Below are 22,986 nucleotides of genomic sequence, written 5' to 3' on the forward strand. Positions count from 1 at the left end.
CTCGACTTAAGTACTCAAGGCTGGTTTCGGCTGTTTTCAAAAAGCGAGCGAATTTCATCGGGTAACGGATGAGATTTATTGTTTTGATAATCTATCCAAACAATTCGGCTGGTGCCTTCTGCCATTAACATCGTTTCTTGATATAATTCGTGTCGCATTTCCATACTTGAGCGTCCCATGCTTTGCAAACTGCTTTTAAGCATTAAGGTCGCAGGATAAACTACGGGCTTTAAAAAAGTGCAAGCCACATGAACTACGACAGGCCCTTTATCGCGTTTTAAATCGAACCCAAGGCTTTGTAACCACTCAATGCGTGCTTCTTGAAAATAATCGAAATACTTGCCGTTATTAACATGTCCTAAGGCATCCATGTCGCCCCAGGCTATGGCAAACATTTTTTCATGCACGTAATTAACTTGATGATTCATGACAAATCCATGGGATCGACATCCACATTCCAGCGAACTCGGTTATTCTTGTTGTTAATTGTTAACCAGGATCGCAACTCGGTCAATGTGGTTTGCAATGCTTTTCGAGAAGGCGATTTAATTAATAATTGCATGCGATGATAATCCGATTTTCTAGCTAATGGCGCAGGCGCTGGTCCTAAGGGGAGTAAATTGGAATCTTTAAGTTTGAGTTTGGCTTGGTGCAAAAACTCTAATACGCTAGGTAGGGTTTTACTCTGTGCGCGCATGACCGCCAGAAATTGATACGGTGGCAAGCTTGCCAGCCGTCGCTGTTCGAGTAACGTTTGAGCAAACGCCTCATAACCTTCTTGGATTAAACAATTGAGTAAGGGATGATGTGGCAAATGCGTTTGAATCAGCACCTTACCAGGTTTCTCCTCTCGCCCTGCTCGCCCTGCGACTTGTGTGATTAGCTGCCCAAACCGCTCTAATGCGCGAAAGTCTTGATTATAAAAAGCATGGTCTGCATCTAAAATAACGACTAGGGTTAAGTTGGGAAAGTGATGGCCTTTGGCAAGCATTTGCGTACCCACAATTAGCTGCGCTTCACCTTGGCTTATTCGTGTTAAGCAATCGTCCAGCGCCTGTTTTCGTCGTACCTCATCTCGGTCTACACGAATAAGGCTCGTAGTTGGAAAACGTTCTGATAAATAATCAAAAATTCTTTGAGTACCTGCGCCAACAGGAATGAGTTCTGCGCTTTTGCAGGCTTTGCACGATTTGGGAATGGGTTGTGCCAGTCCACAATGATGGCAAATCAATTGTTGCGTGGTTTGATGCAAAGTCAAATGACTATCACAAGCTCGACAATCCGCCATCCAGCCACACTGGTGGCAAAGAAGAACAGGAGCATAGCCACGACGGTTAATAAACACCAACACTTGATTGCCTTGGTTAAGGTGAGATTGAATCTGTTCTAAGGTGGCCTCGGCTAAACCATGATGAAGCGGTTTGCTACGAATATCTAGGATCTGAAATTCTAAAGGGGTGGTGGCTGCTGCACGATTAGGCAGTAACAGTCGTTTATATTTTTGATTTAGAGAGTTATGCAAACTTTCAAGACTTGGGGTCGCTGATCCTAAAACGATAGGTATTTGGTGATTGCGTGCACGAATTAAAGCGGTATCACGCGCGGAATAACGAACCCCATCCATTTGTTTTAAGGACGAGTCATGTTCTTCATCGATAATGATTAAGCCGAGTTTAGGCAGCGGGGTAAATACAGCGGTTCGAGTGCCAATAACAAGCTTTGCAAGCCCGCGATGTGCGAGTTGCCACGCGTGTTGTCGCTCCGTATCGTTTAAATTCGAATGTATAACCACCATCGGCTCATTAAGTCTCGCATAAAAACGAGCTAATAATTGCGGTGTCAACCCTATTTCTGGCACCAAAACCAACACTTGTTGATTGCGAGAAAGCACCTGCTCAATGACACGAAGGTATACCTCTGTTTTACCACTGCCCGTGACCCCTTGAAGTAAAAAGCACTGAAAACGATTAAGGTTCGCTAAAATTGCATCAATGGCTATTTTTTGTTCGAGATTTAATTCCACGGCTTGATAAGCGCTGGGCGCTGGCAAAATAGGCAAAGTCACCCGTTCATCTTTCCTCAGAATACCCCGTTCTAAAAGTGTTTTAATTTGTGATGTGCTAAATCCTTGCTTTAGAAGGATTTGTTTAGTAAGTGGCGAGGGCGAACTCGCCAAAGCATCAATCAACTCATGTTGTTTTTGCGCGTTGGCACGAAGGGTTTTATGAGCTAATTCTTGCGGCATCGCCAAGGCATAGTAATCTGCCGTAGGTAAAATATCAGCTTTCCCTACACGATAGCGCTTTGGCAACATCAGCGGCAACACTTCGGATAAAGGCGATTGATAATAGCCGGCTACCCAGCGGCATAGGGATAATAAATCAGAAGGAATTAAGGCTTTTTTATCCAGCACGATGTCTATGGCTTTGGTTTTAATGACGCTAGATTCCTTAGAATGCTGCCCGATCACCACCCCAAGTCGTTGCTTGTTTCGGAAAGGAACCAACACCCGAGCTCCTATGGCGGGACATTCTTGCTCGCAATGATAATCAAAAAAATCACGGCTAGTGTGGGGAATACAAACCTGAACGACAAGCCCCATCTTTAGATCTCTTTTATTGATATGATAAGAAGTACGGTAACGTTTTTTTTTCAATACGGCAATTATTGTCGCAGTCAAACCTACCTTCTCGTCTACTTGCTCCGGCTTGTTCGGGTCATGTTCGGTGTAAGCAAAGAGACGCCGTGCCATATGGTTATATTTACAGAAGTGTTTGTAAGACCTAGCAATTTGACAATAAATGGGCGCCAATGATACAATTTGTATATATTTATTTCTTCTGGGGTATTTGAATGACAAGAACAAACGTCTTTTTTTTAGGTAAACTCAGAGATAAAGGGGTAGGAGAGGGAAAAACTTCTATCCTAGAAAGAAAAAAAAACGATCGTTTTCGGGAGACGAGCCCCCCCACAATAAATTTGGATTTTTTTATTGTTCCAGATCCCTATGATGAAGAATCAAAACTAGTTATTTGGGACCAAGCGGGATTAAAAAAATATAGTAGCCTCACGGTTAACCGTGGTGCAACTATATTTGTTTACTGTATTGACTCTACTACAGAATTAGATGAAGAGGATATTAAAAGCAATTTAGCGGATGCTAAAATGGCCTCACCTGAGGCGAAGATTTTATTAGTAGGAACTAAATGTGATTTACCAAACCCAAAATTTACGCGAAAAGATCTGCAGCTAATTTCTGATAAAAATGGTTATGATGGCGCCCATTTAACGTCAGCAAAAGAAAATATAGGAATTATAGGAATTGATGGGCTTTTTGAGGAGTTACATGCCCTTGGCAATCCAATGACGCTTGCCATCAAAAAAGCTGGTCGGGAATCACTTTTGGGCGAAGCTTTAATAAAATTAATAAACGTCTCTCTTAACATTTCGCTGGCTCAAAAAAAGCAGCTTGGTGAAGCGGCATTATCTTTAGTTACCAAATTAAAAGGTTCAGAAATTTTAAACCTTGAAACAGTGACTCAAGAATTTATTTCTAACTGTGAGAAAACTCTTCCAAAATCTTTAAATTCTTCTGAAATCCCAGCAAAGCAACGTTCTGTAATGAAAGCAATTGCAGGGGTTGTTCTTGCAGTTGATGCGCTTTTTGAGGAGGTACATACCCTTGACAATCCAATGATACAAGCCATCAAAAAAGCTGGTCGGGAATCGCTTTTGGGCCAAGCTTTAATAAACTTAAACAACGTCTCCCGTAACATTTCGAAGGCTCAAAAAAAGCAGCTTGGTGAAGAAGCATTATCTTTAGTTACCCAATTACAAAATTCAGACCCTTTAAACCTTGAAACAGTGACTCAAGAATATATTTCTAACTGTGAGAAAATTCTTCCAAAGCAACGTTCTGTAATGAAAGCAATTGCAGGGGTTGTTCTTGCGGTTGTGGTTACATTTATTGCTGCAGTCATAGGATTTGGAATCGGCTTTGCTGCCGGACTTTGGTCTGGTCCTGGTGCTTTTGTAAGTGGTGTTATGGCAGGCAGCGCCGCGGCGGTCGCTGTCGCAGGGACAAGTGCTGTGGCAGGAGTAGGCGCTGGAGCTTTAGCAGCTAGTCGTGGTTTTTTTAATCCAGTGAAGAAGCCTTCTTTAGAGGATGCAGTCCATAATGTAGCTGACGCCGCTGCCCAGGCTAAAAAGAGCTAGACTCGAGCATCTTGCTTCTAATGGCCCGACTTTCTTGGGCCATTTTTTTATGTGCCAGCAGCAAACGCTCCCTATACTCAATCTACGTCTCCTGGTTTGCCCGGGAATTTCAGTCAGTAAGGTTAGTCAGCCCAAAGCGCTGGAGATGGTCAGAACATGTTGGGCCAGGTAGGGGAAAGGGAGTATAATCAGCCTACTTTCCAGTTTAGAGAAGAAAATGGATACGCCGGCAAGGAAAAGATAAGAATTCATGATCAAACAGTCAGTGAGCTATCAAAAATTGGTAAAAAAGTGTATAATTATGCGATTTTGTTTACGATGATTGCGCACTATGAATCTTGAGAAACAGTATGATGTGATTGTGGTTGGCGGAGGCCATGCTGGGACTGAAGCGGCACTGGCAGCGGCCCGTATGGGCGCTGACACTTTATTGCTGACCCACAACATGGATATGCTTGGCCAAATGTCTTGTAATCCCGCCATTGGTGGGATTGGAAAAGGGCATTTAGTAAAAGAAATTGATGCGCTCGATGGCGTTATGGCAAAAGCGGCGGATTTTGCGGGCATTCAGTTTCGTATCTTAAATGCTTCTAAGGGCCCTGCTGTTCGAGCCACCCGTGCGCAAGCCGATCGCGTGCTTTATCGTCAGGCAATTCGCCAAGCCTTGCAAGCGCAACCGCATTTAACCATTTTCCAGCAAGCCGTGGATGATCTGGTGATTGAACATCAACGGGTTACGGGTGTGCGCACCCAAATGGGATTTTATCTTCGTGCTCGCGCAGTCGTATTAACCGTAGGAACCTTTCTTGGCGGAAAAATACACGTAGGATCTAGTCAATCCGCGGGGGGACGAGCGGGCGATCCTCCTGCCATTGCCTTGGCGCATCGTTTACGCGAGCTTGATCTCCCCGTAGGGCGATTAAAAACAGGAACGCCTCCCAGAATTGATGGACGCACCATCGATTACAGTCAAATGACTGTGCAACCCGGGGATACTCCAGTGCCTGTGTTTTCTTACCTTGGTAACGCCGCAGACCATCCTAGACAGATGCCTTGTCACATTACCCATACCACCGCCGCCACCCATGATATTATTCGTGAAAATCTTCATCATTCCCCGATGTATGCCGGGGTCATTGAAGGCGTAGGTCCACGTTATTGCCCTTCTATTGAGGATAAAATTGTACGATTTGCGGATAAATTATCCCATCAGATTTTTGTGGAGCCCGAAGGGTTAACTACGGATGAAATTTATCCCAACGGTATTTCTACGAGTTTGCCGTTTGAAGTGCAGGTGCAATTTGTCCGCACCATCAAAGGGTTTGAACAAGCTCATATCACCCGCCCGGGCTATGCCATTGAATACGATTATTTTGATCCCCGCGGCTTAACTCCTTATTTACACACTAAGCCGTTAGCCAATTTATTTTTCGCGGGCCAAATCAATGGCACCACAGGCTATGAAGAAGCAGCGGCTCAAGGGTTGATTGCCGGCATGAATGCGGCCTTGCAAGCCAATGACAAGCCGTTATGGAGTCCTCGTCGGGATGAAGCTTACACGGGGGTTTTAATCGATGATTTAGTCACATGTGGTACACAAGAGCCTTATCGCATGTTTACTTCTAGAGCCGAATACCGCTTAATGCTGCGGGAAGATAATGCCGATTTGCGGTTAACTGAAAAAGGGCGTGAGTTAGGCTTGGTAGGTGATGCGCGCTGGAAGGCCTTTTCTGAAAAACAAGAAGCGATAGAAAAAGCCAACCAGGCCTTGAAAAACACATGGATTCGCGTGAATCATAACGACGCGTTAAAAGAGGTGCTTGAGGCCCCCTTGCTGCACGATTGCCGTGCATCGGACTTATTAAAGCGCCCAGAAATTCAATATCATCACTTGCAGCAGTTAGGTGACATGACGTTACCAGCCCTTTCTCTAGAAGTTGCTGAACAAGTTGAGATTCAAACCAAGTACGCCGGTTATATCGATCGGCAACGAGAAGACATTGAACGACTTCGAAAGCACGAAAACACAAGTTTGCCCGTGACGTTGGATTACAGCAACGTCTCGGGACTCTCTTCGGAGGTGGTTCAAAAGCTAAATAAGATTAAACCGCAGTCCATTGCCCAAGCGGGTCGCATCTCAGGTGTGACTCCAGCAGCGTTATCCTTATTATTGGTGCATTTAAAAAAACAGCGATTACTAGCATGAGCTTTCCCCAAAACGTTCAAGAACAATTAGAGCAGGGATTGCGCCAACTTGGGCTTTATCTGTCACCAGAACCATTTTTGATTTATTTGCAGTTGCTCCATAAATGGAATCAAGCCTATAATCTAACCGCTGTGCGGGATATGACTTCTATGGTGTCTCGTCATATTTTAGACAGCCTTGCTATTCTTCCTTGGGTAAAAGGTCAGCGTATTATTGATGTGGGAACGGGACCTGGACTTCCTGGAATTCCTTTAGCATTGGCAAACCCTGATAAACGAGTGGTATTACTGGATAGTAATGGCAAAAAAATTCGATTTTTACAGGAAGTGAAACGCATGCTTTCTTTAAATCAAATCGAAATTGTACAAAGCCGAGTCGAAAACTACCACCCAACGCAAGGTTTTGATACAGTAATCAGTCGAGCGTTCAGTGATCTAACCCAGATGCTGACTTGGACAAGCCACCTCATTGCAGCAGATGGTATTTGGCTGGCTATGAAAGGGCGAATCCCCGAAGATGAGCTGAAAACCATTGCGCACCCTTATCAGGTTGTACCATACACCGTACCAGGCTTGGAAGGTCAGCGTTGCTGCGTGATCATTAACCGTTAACGATAATCGTGTTCTGTAAGATACAAGGAATCATCATGGCGAAAGTCATAGCCATTGCCAATCAAAAAGGCGGTGTTGGAAAAACCACCACGGCCATTAATTTAGCGGCTTCTCTGGCGGCAATCCCTCAAAAGGTGTTACTGGTGGATTTAGATCCCCAGGGTAATGCAACGATGGGATCGGGCGTTGATAAAAACGATCTGGTTCATACCTGTAATGACGTATTGCTTCATGATTGTTTAGCCACACAGGCAGCTTTAACCACCAGCGGCGGTTATGACTTAATTCCTGCGAATGGTGATCTAACCGTTGCCGAGGTCAGCTTAATGGATCGCAATCACCGTGAGACGTTTTTATTTAAAGCCCTACAACCTTTACAAAGCCAATACGATTTTGTCTTGATTGATTGTCCGCCGGCTTTAAATACATTGACAATTAATGGGCTAGTTGCGGCTGATTCAGTGTTGGTACCCATGCAATGTGAATATTACGCGTTAGAAGGGTTAGCGGCATTGTTGTCGACCATTGAACAAATCAAATCCTCGGTGAATCCTAGGCTTCAAATCGAGGGCATATTGCGTACGATGTATGATGCGCGAAACCGCCTATCCGCGGAAGTCTCTAAGCAATTGCTAGAACATTTTGGTGATAAGGTATACCGTACCGTGGTTCCTAGAAACGTTAGGCTTGCCGAAGCTCCAAGCCATGGCCTAGCCGCCATGCATTACGATAAATCTTCAGCGGGTGCTGCGGCTTATATGGTTTTAGCCTCTGAAGTGATGGGCAAGCAAGAAGTCATGAGTCATTAATTTGAGGGTTCAACAATGGTAAAACGGGGTGGTCTTGGGCGAAATTTATCCGTTCTTTTGGGTCAAACCAATCAGGCTACGGTAGATCAACCTAATGAACAAACGCTTCATTCTCTTCCCTTAAGCCAATTACAACCTGGTAAGTATCAACCCCGTGGCGATATTGAGGAATCTGGTTTGCTTGAACTTGCCGAGTCAATAAAAAGGCAAGGGTTACTGCAGCCTATTGTGGTGCGTGAAATTGATTCTGGGCGCTTTGAAATCATTGCTGGCGAGCGTCGATGGCGCGCGTGTAAACTAGCTGGCTTAACCGAAGTTCCAACCTTAATCCGGCAAGTGGATGATGAAACCGCCATGGCCATGGCCTTGGTTGAAAATTTACAGCGCGAAGATTTAAATGCGATGGACCAAGCCCGGGCAATGCAGCGTTTAATCGATGAGTTTGATTTAACGCATAAGCAAGTGGCTGAACTATTATCCAAATCCCGTACTGCGGTTAGTAATTTTTTAAGGTTAATGCAATTAAGCGATGAAGTGAAAATTCTGCTTGAACATGGCGATTTGGATATGGGGCACGCACGCTGCTTACTGATGTTAACCCCCGAGCAACAAAGACAAGTGGCAGAACTTGTTGTGGCGAAAAATTTCTCTGTGCGTGAGACGGAGGCGTTGGTGGCGCGCATAAAATCGGGCGCTTCGTTAAAAGCCGTGGCCGGTAAGCGAACCAATATCCCTTCGCAATTTGAAGCGCAATTGCACGACTTGGCTAGTCAATTGAACACCAAAATTAAATTAAAGCCTGGTAAAGCTGGAAAAGGATCATTAGTAATTCATTACGAAGATGAGCAAAGGCTTTCCGAACTGCTACGCACGATAAGTGGGAGTGCAAAACGCATTTAGAGGGTAAGAAAACGGATGTCACAACAAATCGGATTTGCCGCGGAAGAAGAGGCTAAACAGTATCTTCTTTCACAAGGGTTGAAACTCATTGATCAGAATTATCGCAGCAAGCTAGGCGAAATTGATTTAATCATGCAAGATAATGCTTATCTGGTTTTTATTGAGGTACGAGCACGGGCATCAAACGCGTTTGGAGGCGCACTTGCCAGCGTGAATTACCAGAAGCAACAAAAGCTAATTAAAACCGCATTATTTTATTTAATGCAAAAAAAACTGAACAATAAATACCCCGTTCGATTTGACGTGATCTCTCTTGAAGGCAAACCGTATCAAATCAATTGGATAAAAGATGCCTTTAGGGCAGATTATTAGGGTTAGAGACACGTGGGCGCGTTATGTTGGAATTATGAGCGCAGATTAAGTATCTAGGGTATTGTTAACATCTAACCCCCCTAAAATGAGGTAAGAATGATACAACTGGAAGATCGCGTTAAGCATTTATTTGGTGCTAGCATAGAAGCAAAAATAGCTGTTGCGGATACTATGGCCTCTGTAATTGCGAAAGCGGGAATGCGTCTTGCCAATTGTTTATTAAATGATGGTAAATTGATTCTCTGCGGCAATGGTGGCTCCGCCGCAAACTGCCTGCATTTCTCTGCTGCGATGCTCAATCGCTTTGAGGTTGAACGCCCGGCGCTGCCTGTGATTGCGTTAACGGACCAAGGCGCGTTGACTTCCGTTGGCAATGATGGTCACTTTGATCAAGTGTTTGCCCGCCAAATTCAGGCGCTTGGGCATGAAGGAGACGTGCTGGTGGCGATCACTACGTCTGGCAACGCGGATAACATATTACAAGCGGTCAATGCCGCGAATGATCGCGGGATGGATACCATCGCTTTAAGCGGCCGTGATGGGGGGGTTTTAGCCAACCATTTAGGACCGGAAGATATTGAGCTTCGCGTAGCAGGCGACACTGCTGCACGAATTCGGGAAATGCATTTATTTATTTTACATTGTTTTTGCGATTTAATTGATCAGTGCTTGTTTGGACAAATGGTGGGGTAATACATTATGAAACAATTAACGATTTTATTCTTATCCTCTCTTTTGGCTGGATGCGTCGCCGTGGTGGCCGCCGGAGCTGCCGGAGGCTTAATCGTTTATGACAAACGCAGCGTGGTGATGATTGAAAAAGATGCAAGAATTTTTCATGTCGTTCATAAGACCATTGTAACCAATCCAAAATTTGATGATTCACACATCGATGTTACCAGTTTTAACCAAGTGGTCTTATTAACCGGGCAAACACCTGCAGCTTCCTTGAAAGTTTTCGCTGAAAAAATTGCAAGACAAACGCCAAACGTTGAACGCGTGTACAATGAAATTGCAATTGGTTACCCCACGCCGCTGTCTCAACGCAGCAAAGACTCTTGGATCACCAGTCAAGTTCGCGCACAAATGCTGGCTAAAAAAGGACTGGAGTCTGGATCCATCCGCGTAGTAACCGAAAATTCGGTAGTGTATCTAATGGGGATTGTGACCCACAAACAAGCGAACTTAGCAGTGGACGTTGCAAGACAAGTTAACGGTGTAACTAAAGTAGTCAAAGTCTTTCGCTACATAACCTAGCGAAACGATTGACCATTCATTTCACGGCTAATATGAATCGAAAAGCGGGGATTGTAATTCTGGTTCTTCTAGCGTGCGTCGCGTTAACTGGCTGCATCACCAATATTTTGACGGGTGCTACGTTAATTTATGATCGTCATAATCTGTATAAGCAGGCCAGTGATTTTCAGCTCGGTGCGAACGTTGGACGAGCGCTCTATAAGGATACGACGTTTAAATGCGACTATTGTGCAATCGATTACGCGGCGTTCAATGGAGATATTTTGTTAGCCGGCCATGTGCCAAGCCACGCATTAAAGGAAGAGGCGGAGAGACGCGTGAAAAAAATAGTGGGCTATCGTAGATTGTTTGTCCAAATGAGCATTCAAAAAGCCCCCAGAGACACGTTTGAAGACAGTTGGATAACTGCTAAAATACGAAGTAGCATCATCGCAGATTCAGAGATTAACCCTAAAAAGTTTAAGGTGGTCACGTCGGATCAAATTGTATATCTCATGGGCGATGTAATCCCGGAACAAGCCAAAAAGGTTATTTTGATTGCAAGAAAAACATTTGGTGTAAGAAGGGTAGTTAAATTATTTAAGTATTATCATTTAAGTGACCAGGCCACGCTTGATTGACTCTGGTTATAAGCTTACCACTTGTCCAAAAAATAAAAGGCCTGAGCTATCTCAGGCCATTTGCTGCTGTTCCCAATCAGGAAAGTGGCAAACCTGATGTGGATAATTATACTTTATCAATTGATGAAACTATTATCCAGTTGTTTATCGGAATTTCTAAAAAAAAAATGAAATAAAAATCATCAAGTTGGAAGAATTGATTGAATGGTTGGTTTGATTGCGGACATATGGATTAAAATATTCCACAGCACACAGGTATTTTTAACTTTCTACGTATCTAAACCTAGAAACAGCACCACAAGCTGAGAGCTTCTCCATTATTCCTACGTAATGCGGTCAAAGCCGCAGTACATAGGAATTTCAAAGAACGCTCAGACGCTTCGGTTCAATTCAATAAGTCAATCAAAACAGTAACGGTCAAACTAGATTAGTGAATATGCCCTTTACTCAAGCGCTTTCTCACCTTTTTAAGTTTATACGCGCGTTGCTGGCCAGTGGATTCATTAATATTCGTGGTCTCTTCGTTTAAGTTTCTTTGAGCTGGGTGTGATCGGAAGTGTTTTCGGTAAGGGTTGTGTGATTTATCATGTTTATGTTCTAATCCATCTCCGTAACGATTAGCCATTTTCTCCCGCATATGAGCCGCGGTGCGCTGTTGCTTTTCAGACATAATGCCTCTTCCTTCGAATTGAGTCCAGGCTGGCAGAATAAGCGATTCGCGATGAACGAAGCTGTGTAAACTTCTGCCCCCACGATGTAACCCATCGTTAATAAAATTATAGGATATGCAAAGCAAGGTGCACAAATATAAAACAGCAAAAATTCGTAAGAAGGAAATAATACTCATAGTATGTAGTAAAATTTTTGAGATGTATTGCCATCGTTGGCGTTGATTATCCATTTTGTTTACTTTATAATCCGCGCCAAAAGATGGGTGTAATCGTGAAAAACAAGCAAGGCATGCGGGGCGCTCGCCGTCTTCTGGCATGCCAGACCGGGCTAACCTTAATCATAACGATAGCGGCTGCTTTATGGGGCGGGGGTCATGCCGCTCAATCCGCTTTTTTAGGTGGGTTAGTCAGCGTCATACCTAATGCTTATTTTGCTTGGAAAGTATTTCAATACCAAGGCGCAAGAGCCGCCAGGAAAATCGTAAACAGTCTTTATAAAGGCGAAGCCATAAAGATTTTTCTGACACTGATTCTCTTCGCGTTGGTGTTTGTGCTTTTTTCCTTAAAGCCCTTATTGTTTTTCATAACGTATATCGTGGTGCAAATGGTTTTTTGGTTTGCGCCAATTATTTTTGATAATAAACAGAATAGGCCAGAAAGTGACTGAAATGGTATCAAACACCGAATACATTAAACATCACCTAACCTACCTAACCTACAACCTAAAAACCAACTCGCTTGGTGCTGATGGTGGGTTTTGGACTTTAAATCTGGATACCCTGTTTTTTTCCATCGTCCTTGGGTTGCTGGCTGTTTTATTCATGTATGCTGGAGCCAGACGTGTTTCAACTGGAGTTCCTGGGAAATTACAAAACTTCGCCGAGATGATGCTGTCGTTTGCCGATAACCAGGTGAAAGATTGTTTTCACGGCAAAAATAAAGTGATCGGCCCGTTGGCCTTAACGATCTTTATCTGGGTGTTTTTAATGAACTTCATGGATATTGTTCCCGTGGACGTTCTGCCTGCTATTGCGCAAGCGTTTGGCGTACACTATCTTAAAGTGGTTCCAACCAACGATCTCAATTTAACGTTTGCTTTATCGCTCTCCGTTTTCTTTCTTATCATTTTTTATAGTCTGAAAATCAAAGGCGTGAAGGGGTTTGTTAAAGAGCTTACCCTGCAACCGTTTAATAACCCAATATTTATTCCATTTAACTTGCTCTTAGAATTGGTAGGCCTCATCGCTAAGCCAATTTCATTAGCACTTCGTCTATTTGGTAACTTATACGCCGGTGAATTGATTTTTATTTTGATTGCACTGCTGACGCTGCACGCCACGAATGATCATATGGCAAGCGCTGCAACCTTGGGTGTCGCACAATTTTTGTTATCGCTCGCATGGTCCATATTCCATATTTTGGTTATAACCTTGCAAGCTTTTATCTTTATGGTGTTAACGATTGTATACCTCAGTCTGGCCCATGAAGATCATTAATCGGTGTTTTAGTGTTTAATTTTTTAATCAATATCCATTAAGGGGAAATATATGCAAGCTGCAAGTTTAATAGCACAAGTTCAAGGCATGACCGTAATCGCAGTCGCGTTACTGATTGGGTTGGGTGCTTTAGGTACAGCCATTGGTTTCGGTTTGCTGGGCGGTAAATTCTTAGAAGGTTCTGCTCGTCAGCCAGAAATGGTGCCTATGCTGCAAGTGAAAATGTTTATCGTGGCGGGTCTTCTGGACGCGGTGACCATGATTGGTGTAGGTATTGCGTTATTTTTCACGTTCGCGAATCCTTTCTTAGCCAACCTGGGTTCTTGAGAACACGTTCTATAGGTAATACTGTCCCAATGCTACAGGAGAAAAGACCTTGGATATCAATCTAACGCTGGTCATACAAATGCTGGTCTTTGCTACATTTGTTTGGTTTACCATGAAATTTGTCTGGCCTCCGCTGTCTAAAGCGCTAGAAGAGCGCCAAGATAAGATAGCCGATGGTTTGGCGGCTGCTGAGCGCGGCCGTAGAGAACTTGAGCTAGCGCAGCATCGTGTTAAAGATGAAATGAAACAAGCGAAAGCTCAGGCTGCTGAAATCATCGAAAAGGCCAATCGTCGCGCTAATCAAATCGTCGAAGAAGCCAAAGACGATGCACGACAAGAAGCACAAAAGCTTGCAGCGATGGCTAAAGATCAGATTGCTCAAGAAGTCAATCGCGCTCGTGATGATTTACGTAAGCAAGTCGCTTCATTAGCAATTGCTGGTGCTGAAAAAATTCTGAAGCAGGAAATCAATGAAAGCACAAATCGTGCACTGCTGGATAATTTGATCGAAGAGATTTGATATGGCTGAAACAACTACTACTGCCAGACCTTATGCCAAAGCAATGTTTGAGCATGCCCTAGAAAGCAGAGCGTTAGCGGTATGGTCTGGGATATTGCAAACGCTGGCACGAGCTGTCTTAGACCATGCTGCAAGGGATTTTATAAGCAATCCTGCGAGCACGATTGAGCAGCAAACTAAGTTGCTTATGGCGGTCGTTCAAGACGCACCATTTAAAGAGCAGCAAAAAGCGATTCTTAACTTAATTGCTTTATTAGCTGAAAATAAGCGTCTTTTATTGTTGCCCGATATTTACGCGCAATATGAGGCTTTACGGGCTGAGCAGGAAAAAACGTTGGTCGTAAAGGTTCGCTCGTTTGCGAAATTAACCGAAGCGCAACAACAGCAACTAATCAAATCTCTTAGTCAGCGCCTGCAACGACAAATCACCCTTGATGTGACTATTGATGAGTCATTGCTGGGTGGTGCTGTAATACATGCAGGTGATTTGGTCATTGATGGCTCGGTGAGAGGGAAGCTGAATAAACTTCGCACCAGTTTGGCCGCATAATTATTTGAGGATATATTCCATGTCAGAACAAATTGCGTTAAATCCATCAGAAATCAGTGAGTTAATCCGAAGTAAGATTGAACAATTCAGTGTGATTTCTGAAGCCCGTAACGAAGGCACAATCGTAAGTTTAAAAGACGGTATTGTTCGTCTTCACGGCTTGGCTGACGTTATGCAAGGGGAAATGATTGAATTTCCAGGCGGTATTTATGGTTTGGCTCTTAACTTAGAGCGTGATTCCGTTGGTGCGGTCGTTTTAGGAGATGCAAGTTCTCTATCTGAAGGTCAGAAAGGCAAGTGTACCGGTCGTATTCTTGAGGTTCCCGTTGGGCGTAACCTCCTAGGCCGTGTGGTGGACGCATTAGGAAATCCTATTGATGGTAAAGGACCTATCGAAGCCGATAAGTTGTCACCAATTGAAAAAGTAGCTCCCGGAGTCATTGCTCGTAAATCAGTAGACCAACCCGTGCAAACTGGGTTGAAAGCTGTGGACGCTATGATTCCTATCGGCCGTGGTCAGCGTGAGCTTATCATTGGCGACCGTCAAACGGGTAAAAGCGCGATTGCTATTGATGCTATTATTAATCAAAAAGGCACTGGCGTTAAATGTATTTACGTTGCTATCGGCCAGAAAGCATCCTCAATTTCTTCTATCGTTCGAAAACTGGAAGAGCACGGCGCGATGGAGCACACCATTGTTGTGGTTGCCGGTGCTTCTGATTCCGCTGCGTTGCAGTTTATTGCACCTTACTCTGGCTGTTCCATGGGCGAATATTTCATGGAGCGCGGTGAGGATGCGTTGATTGTTTATGATGATTTGACGAAGCAAGCTTGGGCTTATCGCCAGATTTCGTTGCTGTTGCGTCGTCCCCCAGGCCGTGAAGCCTACCCAGGGGATATTTTCTACCTGCATTCGCGCTTACTGGAACGCGCAGCGCGCATCAATGCTCAAGAAGTTGAGCGCTTAACCAATGGTGAAGTGAAAGGCAAGACAGGTTCGTTAACGGCGTTGCCTATTATTGAAACCCAAGCCGGTGACGTATCTGCATTCGTTCCAACCAACGTTATTTCAATCACCGATGGTCAGATTTTCTTGGATGTTGATTTATTTAACTCAGGCATTCGACCAGCAATTAACTCGGGATTATCCGTGTCGCGTGTGGGTGGGGCAGCACAAACTAAGATCATGAAAAAGCTTGGGGGCGGTACTCGTCTTGCCTTAGCTCAGTTTCGCGAATTAGAAGCGTTCTCACAATTTGCTTCTGATTTAGATGAAGCAACCCGTAAGCAGCTTGAGCGTGGGCAACGAATCACAGAGCTTATGAAGCAAAAGCAATACGCGCCGCTTTCTGTTGCAGAAATGGCATTATCATTGTTCATCGTTGAGAAAGGTTATTTAGATGATGTTCCAGTTTCAGAAGTTAGCAGTTTCGAATCTGCGTTTCGCGACTTCATGCATAGCTCCTACGAATCATTGTTAATTAAAATCAATGAGACTGGCGCTTATGATGATGAAGTTGAAGCTGAGCTTCGTAAAGCGGTTGAAGAGTTTAAACGAACCGGTAGCTGGTAAGTCTTGATGAAGGCCATCTTATTGGGTGGCTTAACTAGTACATGCGTGGAACACCATGCATGTTGTAATAAAGGTGAAGCAAGTTATGGCTGGAGCTAAAGAGATCCGCTCAAAAATTGCGAGTATTAAAAACACGCAAAAAATTACGCGCGCCATGGAAATGGTTGCCGCGAGCAAGATGCGTAAAACGCAGGATAGAATGCGCGCATCAAAGCCTTACGCTAGCAAGATCTATGACGTAGTTAAACACATCGCACGTGCGAATTCTGAATATCGTCACCCTTTTATGGGAGAGCGCGAGGTTAAACGTATCGGCGTGATCGTAGTTACTTCCGATCGCGGACTTTGTGGCGGCTTAAACTCGAACCTTTTGCGCGATACGATTATAGCGATGCGAGGTTGGCAATCCGAAGGCAAAGCGATTGATTTATGTGTGATTGGCCGTAAAGGCCAAGCGTTTTTCAAGCGCGTAGGTGGCAATGTATTAGCGTCGGTTGATCATCTTGGTGATACTCCAGGAATTAAAGATCTTATTGGCGCTGTCAAAGTGATGCTGGATGCATTTTACGCGGGCACGATTGATGCCCTACATATTGCGTATAATGAGTTTGTGAACACCATGACGCAAAAGCCCGTGATGAAGCAACTGTTGCCGTTGCCTGTATCCGAAGAAGATACACAATCATTGGGTCATTTTTGGGATTATATCTACGAACCGGATGCTAAAGAGTTACTGGAAGAACTATTGGAGCGTTATATTGAGTTGCAAGTTTATCAAGCGGTCGTCGAAAACATTGCCTGTGAGCAGGCTGCGAAAATGATAGCCATGAAGAGTGCAACCGATAATGCTGGAGAATTGATTAAAGAATTTCAATTGGCTTACAACAAAGCCCGACAAGCCGCTATTACGCAAGAGTTAGCGGAAATTGTCGGTGGTGCAGCCGCTTTATAAGAGGGTAAATAATGAGCATAGGAAACGTTGTTCAAGTAATTGGGGCCGTGGTTGACGTAGAGTTTCCCCGCGATACCGTACCAAAGGTTAACGATGCGCTGAAATTAACCGAAGGCGATTTAGTATTTGAAGTGCAGCAACAGTTAGGCGATGGCGTTGTGCGTACCATTGCTATGGGGTCTACTGATGGCTTGAAACGTGGCGTTCAGGCTGAAAACACTGGTGAACCAATTCAAGTCCCGGTTGGTAAAAAAACCCTAGGGCGTATTATGGACGTTTTAGGTCGTCCTGTTGACGATGCTGGCCCAATTGATGCAGAAGAACACTGGGCGATTCACCGCTCTGCGCCAAGCTACGAAGATCAAGCTGGCAGTCAAGAATTACTGGAAACTGGGATTAAAGTAATTGATTTGCTTTGTCCATTCGCTAAAGGCGGTAAGGTCGGATTGTTTGGTGGCGCAGGGGTAGGTAAAACCGTTAACATGATGGAGCTTATTCGTAATATCGCGATTGAGCACAGCGGATACTCCGTATTTGCTGGTGTTGGAGAGCGTACTCGTGAAGGCAACGACTTCTACCACGAAATGAAAGACTCCAACGTCTTGGATAAAGTATCCCTGGTTTATGGACAAATGAATGAGCCACCCGGCAACCGTTTACGTGTTGCGCTCACGGGATTAACCATGGCTGAAAAATTCCGTGACGAAGGTCGTGACGTGTTATTGTTCATCGATAACATTTACCGTTACACCCTGGCTGGTGTGGAAGTATCTGCCTTGCTCGGCCGTATGCCTTCAGCAGTAGGTTATCAGCCTACGTTAGCCGAAGAGATGGGTATGCTACAAGAGCGTATTACCTCTACAAAAACAGGATCGATCACATCAATTCAAGCGGTTTATGTTCCTGCGGATGACTTGACCGATCCATCCCCTGCAACCACGTTCGCACATTTAGATGCAACGGTTGTATTATCACGCCAAATTGCTGAGCTAGGGATTTACCCGGCGGTTGACCCACTTGACTCCACCTCTCGTCAGCTTGATCCGCTGGTGGTGGGCCAAGAGCATTACGATACCGCCCGTCGCGTACAGCAAACGCTGCAACGATATAAAGAGCTGAAAGACATCATTGCAATTCTTGGTATGGATGAATTGTCTGAAGAAGATAAGCGTGTTGTATCACGTGCCCGTAAAATTCAGCGTTTCTTATCGCAGCCATTCTTCGTTGCTGAAGTATTTACAGGCTCGCCTGGCAAGTACGTTGCACTGAAAGATACCATTAAGGGCTTCCAAGGCATCTTAGCTGGTGAATACGATGACTTGCCTGAGCAAGCGTTTTACATGGTAGGTAACATTGACGAAGCTGTTGCCAAAGCTAAAACACTATGAGAGAGTCTGACATGGCCATAACAACGCACTTGGATATTGTCAGTGCGGAAGAGGAAATTTTCTCCGGCGTGGTCGAAATGATAGTCGCCACTGGAGAAATGGGTGAGCTGGGTATCGTACCTGGCCACGCTCCTTTGCTGACCTTACTCAAACCAGGCGAAATCCGTCTAACGCATCCTGGCGGCCAAGAAGAAGTCTATTACGTCTCAGGCGGCATGTTGGAAGTTCAGCCTCACTGTGTAACGGTGTTGGCGGATGCGGTACAACGGGCCGAAAGTCTGGACGAAGAAGCCGCTCTCGCGGCCAAAGCACGTGCTGAAGAAGCCATCGCCAGTAAAGAATCGGATATTGACTACTCCGTAGCGGCTGCTGAATTGGCTCGCGCAGTGGCTCAGATTCGAGCTATCCAAAAAATTCGTAAAAAAATTAAATAGTCTTTCTTGAACTGAGCATGTCCTTAGAATTGCTTCACCACCTATCTGCTGTGCTCAAAGCACAGCAGTAATTAATTATGATGGCTGCTGTGACCTAATCTAATCGGACCACAGCTAGTAAGAGAGGTGGCTAAGAAGTGCTGACCAGCTACTCTTTACTTTTTTTCTTCTTCGAAGGTTGTTCAGCTTCTACTTCTTCTTTATGGGTTTCAGGTAGCGTCTCGCCATAAATCTCTTTTTTTAATGAATTCATTTTTCCTGCTTTAAAAAACAGTTCGGCGGTAATAAACATTGGTGCCGCTAAAGAATCTTTGGGATTATTCCATAGGGCCGGCTTGCTTCCTTCAATAAGATGACCTGCCAATTGAAATGCACAACCTAAAAGAAAAATAATGATAAACGACCAAACTGAAAACGCTGTAGGCCCAGCATAATTGATTAAATCCGATAGCCAAAGCAATAAAATCATAATGGGCGTTAAAACAAGCGCTAATTTCCAATTTAAGAAAAAGTAATAAATTAGAAGCGCGACCACTAAGATATCGGAGAATTTGATATCAAATAAATTAGGCACTACTAAATGTAGAAAACCAAATAAAATAAGCAATGAAAAAAAGATTAAGGGTATGCCGATCAGATGCGTGTACCAGGTAAGTCGACTATTATGATAGGCGGTATACCGCTTCGCTTGTTCAGTAAATGATGTCATGATCAACGTCCTGTTTTGTTGTTATTGGAATCTGCCTGTTACGAACAACAAAAGAGTGCAGGCACATATTATCAACATAGCACATTAATAAACCGATGACCAAGATTCAAAATTGGAGAATCAGACTCCCGCAGTCATTGCTGCGAGGATTCGAATATCCGAAATACCGCGGCGTGACCACGGTATCTGCGGTGCTTAACCTCGTTTTTTAAAAAAAGACTTTAGTTTTAAAGGCGATGTTGCATCATCAGCTACAACCGCGACCGCCATGTATTGGTTATCAATTTTATTATACATGCATCCCCATTCGTCGCCGTCAAGCTTACTGGGAAGAGGGTTGCCAGTGAGTTTAGACAATAAAGCGGCACCTTTCACAAGCGCGTCATCTTCATTATCAGCGTCAATTAGCCCGATTCCAAACACCCAGTTATGGTCGGTATTATATCGACTTTGGTTAATAGCAAAATAAAAATCCGCAAATAATTGATACCCCATAACTACCCCCCCTGCTTTAATGTCTTCCACTTTGGGACAGACAAGAGGATTCTTAAATGGAATAGCGTGTGCAGATACAGAGATGGCTAGGCAGCCAATAAACGTAGTTAAAGCAGTCTTTAACTTCATAGTGACTCACTCCTTTTGGTCAAAAATCTGTTATTGGATTTTGTGGTTACAAACGCCATTTTCCAACAATAAAAAGCACATTACCAGCACCTTTTGCTCCAGGAATATAAGTTGCTGAAAGGGTGGCACGTTTTAAGGTAAGCGAAACCCAGGGAAGAAGTCCTGGAAACGGGATGCTATTAAAAATATCAGGACGCGAGGTAATAAAGACCGTTAACCCAGCACCAAGATTAACATCCGTGCTTAGATGGGCAACTTTTAAATAAGCGTAACCCGCAATGGGTTCTACATTTTTATGGGAATCAAGAAATGCAAACGCATATACCCCTTGCCAGTTGCCTCGTTCATCATAACGCCCTTTGCCTAGCCCGCCACCCCAGGCGTTCTCATTATAAGAACTAATTTTATGTTCAGGGTAAACGTAGCGATTATGCCAAGCATAACCAGATAAATAGACTTCCATGTCTCCTTCATTGAAAATAGAAGCAAGGTGCTGACAAGCCGGTTTTGACCAACTTTCCCATCCGTTACACACTTCATTGGCAAATGCCGCTGGACTCATCGTCCCTAAATAAAAAAGGATCAAGAAGAAAAATCTCATTCACTATCCAGGTGAGAAAGATGCTATTTGCCAATCAACATTGGGCATGGTAAAAACGCATAAAAGACTATTATAAAAAATCCGATAGGAATACTAACATGGACTTGTTTCGTAAAAAAGATATTTCTAATCAAGTAGATAACACAGGACACCTACGCAAGTGCCTTTCTGCACTGGACCTAACCTTTTTAGGAGTAGGCGCCATTATTGGCGCAGGAATATTTGTATTAACCGGTATTGTTGCGGCTACGCAAACAGGGCCTGCCATTGTCTTTTCGTATGTGATGGCTGGAATGGCTTGTGCTTTTTCAGCGCTATCTTATGCTGAATTGGCGGCGTCCGTTGGTGGATGCGGTAGTGCTTATGGATATGCGTATGCCGGCTTTGGTGAACTTATTGCCTGGATTGTGGGCTGGGACTTGCTTTTGGAGTACTCCATTGCGGTATCAGCGGTTTCTGTAGGCTGGAGCGGCTATTTTAGCGATTTGCTGAGCGCGCTGCATATCCATATCCCCACTTATTTGCTTCATAGTCCAATGGATGGCGGGATTGTTAATGTCTTGTCGATAGGGATTATTTTAATATTAACCGCATTGTTAGTGGTCGGGGTTAAGTCCAGCTCAAGATTTAATAACCTTATGGTGCTGGTAAAGCTCATGGTGATTGGCTTGTTTATTGTAATTGCCAGTACTGAGGTGGATCCCAATAATTGGACTCCTTTTGCTCCTTTTGGTTGGAAAGGGGTTATGGAGGGCGCTTCGCTTATATTTTTTGCCTATGTGGGGTTTGATGCGGTATCAACCGCTGCCGAGGAAGCGCTTCATCCGCAAAAAGATTTACCGATTGGCATTATTGGTTCACTGCTGATCTGTACGGTCTTGTACATCATTGTTTCAGGGCTATTAACCGGCATGGTTCATTATTCGTTTTTAAATGTGTCTTCTCCGATTAGCCATTCGTTACTCATTCTTGGTTATAAGTTAGCTGCGGGCTTAGTGGGTGTCGGTGCTGTGGCAGGATTAACCACAGTGATGCTGGTATTATTCTATGGCTTAAGCCGAGTATTTTTTGCTATGTCGCGCGATGGATTATTACCGCGCTATTTTTCGTATATCCATCCTAAAACGTTAACGCCTGTTCGAATCATTGTGATATGTGGAATGGCAATGGCGAGCATTGCGGGACTGATACCTATTGAGGACCTGGCTGAACTGGTTAATATTGGAACCTTGTTTGCATTTATAATTGTTTGTTCAGGAGTATTAGCACTGCGCTACACCCACCCTGAATTACCTCGCCCGTTTAAAACGCCATTAATGCCCTATACCCCTATTTTGGGCATTTTTAGCTGCGCTTATTTAATTTATAACCTACCCTGGTTTACGATGATACGATTTGTGGCTTGGATGGGTGTGGGAATTATTATTTACTTTGCCTACAGTCGCACCAACAGTGAATTAGAACGTACAAGCCAGTGCCCAGCTAAATAATACTCTGGGACATTATAAATAATAACTGCTACGAGTCATGAGTTTAGAAACGGATGACATGAGGCGCTTAATTAACCAAGGCAATTCAGCAGCGCCCGCACGTTGTGCAGATTGTGCATGTTGAGTTTCATCTTCATGCATTTGCGCCAAAATGGCCATGGTGCGCTCGTCGTCTTCGGGTAGTTGACGCAAATGTCGCTCAAGATGGGCGCTGACTTGGCGTTCTGTTTCCGCGACAAACCCTAAACTCCATTGATCTCCAGCAAGACCTGCCACCATTCCAATTAGCAAGGATCCTGCATACCACATGGGATTAAATACGCTTGGTTGGCTATCCAGTTCTCGTAAGCGTTGTTCACACCAAGCGAGGTGGTCTACTTCCTCTTCTGCCGCTTCTGCCATTTGTTCGCGTACATGGTGGAGTTTTGCGGTTAATGCTTGCCCTTGATAAAGCGCTTGTGCACAAACCTCACCGGCATGATTCACGCGCATTAAGCCTGCAATATGTCGTTTTTGCTCCGCTGTTAAGGCTGCCATAGGGTAGTTCAAACCAGGATTCTTGCGGGCGGCTGCGCGATGGGTCGGGATGAAGAGCGTACGCAACGTAGTATCGAATTGAGCAATGGCTTCATCAATGGCGGTAAAATGACGCATGGTTAAA

General features: G+C 44.2%; 26 protein-coding genes. 19 read left to right on the plus strand and 7 right to left on the minus strand.

Translation table 11 applies throughout. The annotated features are described in order from the left end of the window. Window positions 1-14: 14 nt before the first annotated feature. The gene (locus tag E1O47_RS04970) at window positions 15-428 is read right to left on the minus strand and encodes an acyl-CoA thioesterase (protein WP_133130168.1); all 414 of its coding nucleotides are present in this window, start codon (window positions 426-428) and stop codon (window positions 15-17) included. After that, window positions 425-2,752, minus strand: a complete 2,328-nt coding sequence (locus E1O47_RS04975; protein WP_242602012.1) for a primosomal protein N' — start codon at window positions 2,750-2,752, stop codon at window positions 425-427. Before E1O47_RS04975 ends, E1O47_RS04970 begins: the two co-directional genes overlap by 4 nt. Window positions 2,753-2,853: 101 nt before the next feature. Here E1O47_RS04975 and E1O47_RS04980 point away from each other — a divergent pair, with 101 nt between their 5' ends. The 9 genes from E1O47_RS04980 (at window position 2,854) to E1O47_RS05020 (ending at window position 10,990) form a co-directional block, all read left to right on the plus strand. Next, on the plus strand, window positions 2,854-4,215 hold the full coding sequence (locus tag E1O47_RS04980; protein WP_133130169.1) for a hypothetical protein: 1,362 nt from the start codon (window positions 2,854-2,856) through the stop codon (window positions 4,213-4,215). Between the two features lie 331 nt (window positions 4,216-4,546). Then, window positions 4,547-6,421, plus strand: a complete 1,875-nt coding sequence (mnmG, locus tag E1O47_RS04985) for a tRNA uridine-5-carboxymethylaminomethyl(34) synthesis enzyme MnmG (protein ID WP_133130170.1) — start codon at window positions 4,547-4,549, stop codon at window positions 6,419-6,421. Further along, window positions 6,418-7,032, plus strand: coding sequence for a 16S rRNA (guanine(527)-N(7))-methyltransferase RsmG (rsmG, locus tag E1O47_RS04990; RefSeq protein WP_133130171.1), 615 nt, complete (start codon window positions 6,418-6,420; stop codon window positions 7,030-7,032). The genes mnmG and rsmG overlap by 4 nt, the downstream gene beginning before the upstream one ends. Before the next feature lie 35 nt (window positions 7,033-7,067). Beyond that, window positions 7,068-7,841, plus strand: a complete 774-nt coding sequence (locus E1O47_RS04995) for a ParA family protein (protein WP_133130172.1) — start codon at window positions 7,068-7,070, stop codon at window positions 7,839-7,841. Between the two features lie 15 nt (window positions 7,842-7,856). Further along, complete coding sequence (locus E1O47_RS05000) at window positions 7,857-8,741, plus strand: ParB/RepB/Spo0J family partition protein (RefSeq protein WP_133130173.1); 885 nt, start codon at window positions 7,857-7,859, stop codon at window positions 8,739-8,741. 15 nt (window positions 8,742-8,756) lie between these two features. Beyond that, window positions 8,757-9,113 (plus strand): YraN family protein, encoded by a 357-nt coding sequence (locus tag E1O47_RS05005; RefSeq protein ID WP_133130174.1) that lies wholly within the window; start codon window positions 8,757-8,759, stop codon window positions 9,111-9,113. Window positions 9,114-9,209: 96 nt separating this feature from the next. Further along, window positions 9,210-9,806, plus strand: a complete 597-nt coding sequence (locus tag E1O47_RS05010) for an SIS domain-containing protein (RefSeq protein WP_133130175.1) — start codon at window positions 9,210-9,212, stop codon at window positions 9,804-9,806. 6 nt (window positions 9,807-9,812) lie between these two features. Further along, window positions 9,813-10,370, plus strand: coding sequence for a BON domain-containing protein (locus E1O47_RS05015; protein WP_133130176.1), 558 nt, complete (start codon window positions 9,813-9,815; stop codon window positions 10,368-10,370). Between the two features lie 32 nt (window positions 10,371-10,402). Then, window positions 10,403-10,990 carry a BON domain-containing protein gene (locus E1O47_RS05020; RefSeq protein ID WP_133130177.1) on the plus strand — a complete coding sequence of 196 codons (588 nt, stop codon included), beginning with the start codon at window positions 10,403-10,405 and terminating at the stop codon, window positions 10,988-10,990. A gap of 427 nt (window positions 10,991-11,417) precedes the next feature. Here E1O47_RS05020 and E1O47_RS12495 read toward each other — a convergent pair whose 3' ends face one another. Further along, entirely contained in the window at window positions 11,418-11,891 is a 474-nt protein-coding gene (locus E1O47_RS12495) for a hypothetical protein (RefSeq protein ID WP_242602013.1), read from the minus strand. A gap of 41 nt (window positions 11,892-11,932) precedes the next feature. Here E1O47_RS12495 and E1O47_RS05030 point away from each other — a divergent pair, with 41 nt between their 5' ends. From E1O47_RS05030 to E1O47_RS05070, 9 genes are all read left to right on the plus strand, one after another. After that, the gene (locus E1O47_RS05030; protein ID WP_242602014.1) at window positions 11,933-12,328 is read left to right on the plus strand and encodes a F0F1 ATP synthase subunit I; all 396 of its coding nucleotides are present in this window, start codon (window positions 11,933-11,935) and stop codon (window positions 12,326-12,328) included. Window position 12,329: 1 nt separating this feature from the next. Continuing rightward, window positions 12,330-13,157, plus strand: coding sequence for a F0F1 ATP synthase subunit A (gene atpB, locus E1O47_RS05035; protein WP_133130178.1), 828 nt, complete (start codon window positions 12,330-12,332; stop codon window positions 13,155-13,157). 51 nt (window positions 13,158-13,208) lie between these two features. Further along, window positions 13,209-13,484, plus strand: a complete 276-nt coding sequence (gene atpE, locus E1O47_RS05040; protein WP_131777001.1) for a F0F1 ATP synthase subunit C — start codon at window positions 13,209-13,211, stop codon at window positions 13,482-13,484. Window positions 13,485-13,533: 49 nt separating this feature from the next. Further along, window positions 13,534-14,004, plus strand: a complete 471-nt coding sequence (locus tag E1O47_RS05045; protein ID WP_133130179.1) for a F0F1 ATP synthase subunit B — start codon at window positions 13,534-13,536, stop codon at window positions 14,002-14,004. Between the two features lies 1 nt (window position 14,005). Then, window positions 14,006-14,554: a F0F1 ATP synthase subunit delta gene (locus tag E1O47_RS05050; protein WP_133130180.1), complete on the plus strand. Its 549-nt coding sequence runs from the start codon at window positions 14,006-14,008 to the stop codon at window positions 14,552-14,554. A 19-nt stretch (window positions 14,555-14,573) separates the two neighbouring features. Further along, window positions 14,574-16,127: a F0F1 ATP synthase subunit alpha gene (gene atpA / locus E1O47_RS05055; RefSeq protein ID WP_133130181.1), complete on the plus strand. Its 1,554-nt coding sequence runs from the start codon at window positions 14,574-14,576 to the stop codon at window positions 16,125-16,127. A gap of 85 nt (window positions 16,128-16,212) precedes the next feature. Next, window positions 16,213-17,079: a F0F1 ATP synthase subunit gamma gene (gene atpG, locus E1O47_RS05060; RefSeq protein ID WP_133130214.1), complete on the plus strand. Its 867-nt coding sequence runs from the start codon at window positions 16,213-16,215 to the stop codon at window positions 17,077-17,079. A gap of 11 nt (window positions 17,080-17,090) precedes the next feature. Further along, window positions 17,091-18,467, plus strand: coding sequence for a F0F1 ATP synthase subunit beta (gene atpD, locus E1O47_RS05065; RefSeq protein ID WP_133130182.1), 1,377 nt, complete (start codon window positions 17,091-17,093; stop codon window positions 18,465-18,467). Window positions 18,468-18,478: 11 nt separating this feature from the next. Further along, entirely contained in the window at window positions 18,479-18,901 is a 423-nt protein-coding gene (locus tag E1O47_RS05070; RefSeq protein WP_133130183.1) for a F0F1 ATP synthase subunit epsilon, read from the plus strand. Window positions 18,902-19,049: 148 nt separating this feature from the next. Here E1O47_RS05070 and E1O47_RS05075 read toward each other — a convergent pair whose 3' ends face one another. The 3 genes from E1O47_RS05075 to pagP form a co-directional block, all read right to left on the minus strand. Next, a complete protein-coding gene (locus E1O47_RS05075) occupies window positions 19,050-19,610 on the minus strand; it encodes an Mpo1 family 2-hydroxy fatty acid dioxygenase (RefSeq protein WP_133130184.1) in 561 nt (186 codons plus the stop codon). Window positions 19,611-19,805: 195 nt separating this feature from the next. After that, window positions 19,806-20,234, minus strand: a complete 429-nt coding sequence (locus E1O47_RS05080; protein ID WP_133130185.1) for a DUF4949 domain-containing protein — start codon at window positions 20,232-20,234, stop codon at window positions 19,806-19,808. Window positions 20,235-20,280: 46 nt separating this feature from the next. Beyond that, complete coding sequence (gene pagP / locus E1O47_RS05085) at window positions 20,281-20,835, minus strand: lipid IV(A) palmitoyltransferase PagP (protein ID WP_133130186.1); 555 nt, start codon at window positions 20,833-20,835, stop codon at window positions 20,281-20,283. A gap of 98 nt (window positions 20,836-20,933) precedes the next feature. Here pagP and E1O47_RS05090 point away from each other — a divergent pair, with 98 nt between their 5' ends. Further along, on the plus strand, window positions 20,934-22,325 hold the full coding sequence (locus E1O47_RS05090; RefSeq protein ID WP_133130187.1) for an amino acid permease: 1,392 nt from the start codon (window positions 20,934-20,936) through the stop codon (window positions 22,323-22,325). Window positions 22,326-22,337: 12 nt separating this feature from the next. Here E1O47_RS05090 and coq7 read toward each other — a convergent pair whose 3' ends face one another. Further along, the gene (gene coq7 / locus E1O47_RS05095) at window positions 22,338-22,979 is read right to left on the minus strand and encodes a 2-polyprenyl-3-methyl-6-methoxy-1,4-benzoquinone monooxygenase (RefSeq protein WP_133130188.1); all 642 of its coding nucleotides are present in this window, start codon (window positions 22,977-22,979) and stop codon (window positions 22,338-22,340) included. Window positions 22,980-22,986: the final 7 nt, after the last annotated feature.

Origin of the sequence: Legionella yabuuchiae, from assembly GCF_900640115.1 — a bacterium.
Taxonomy (GTDB): Bacteria; Pseudomonadota; Gammaproteobacteria; order Legionellales; family Legionellaceae; genus Legionella_A; species Legionella_A yabuuchiae.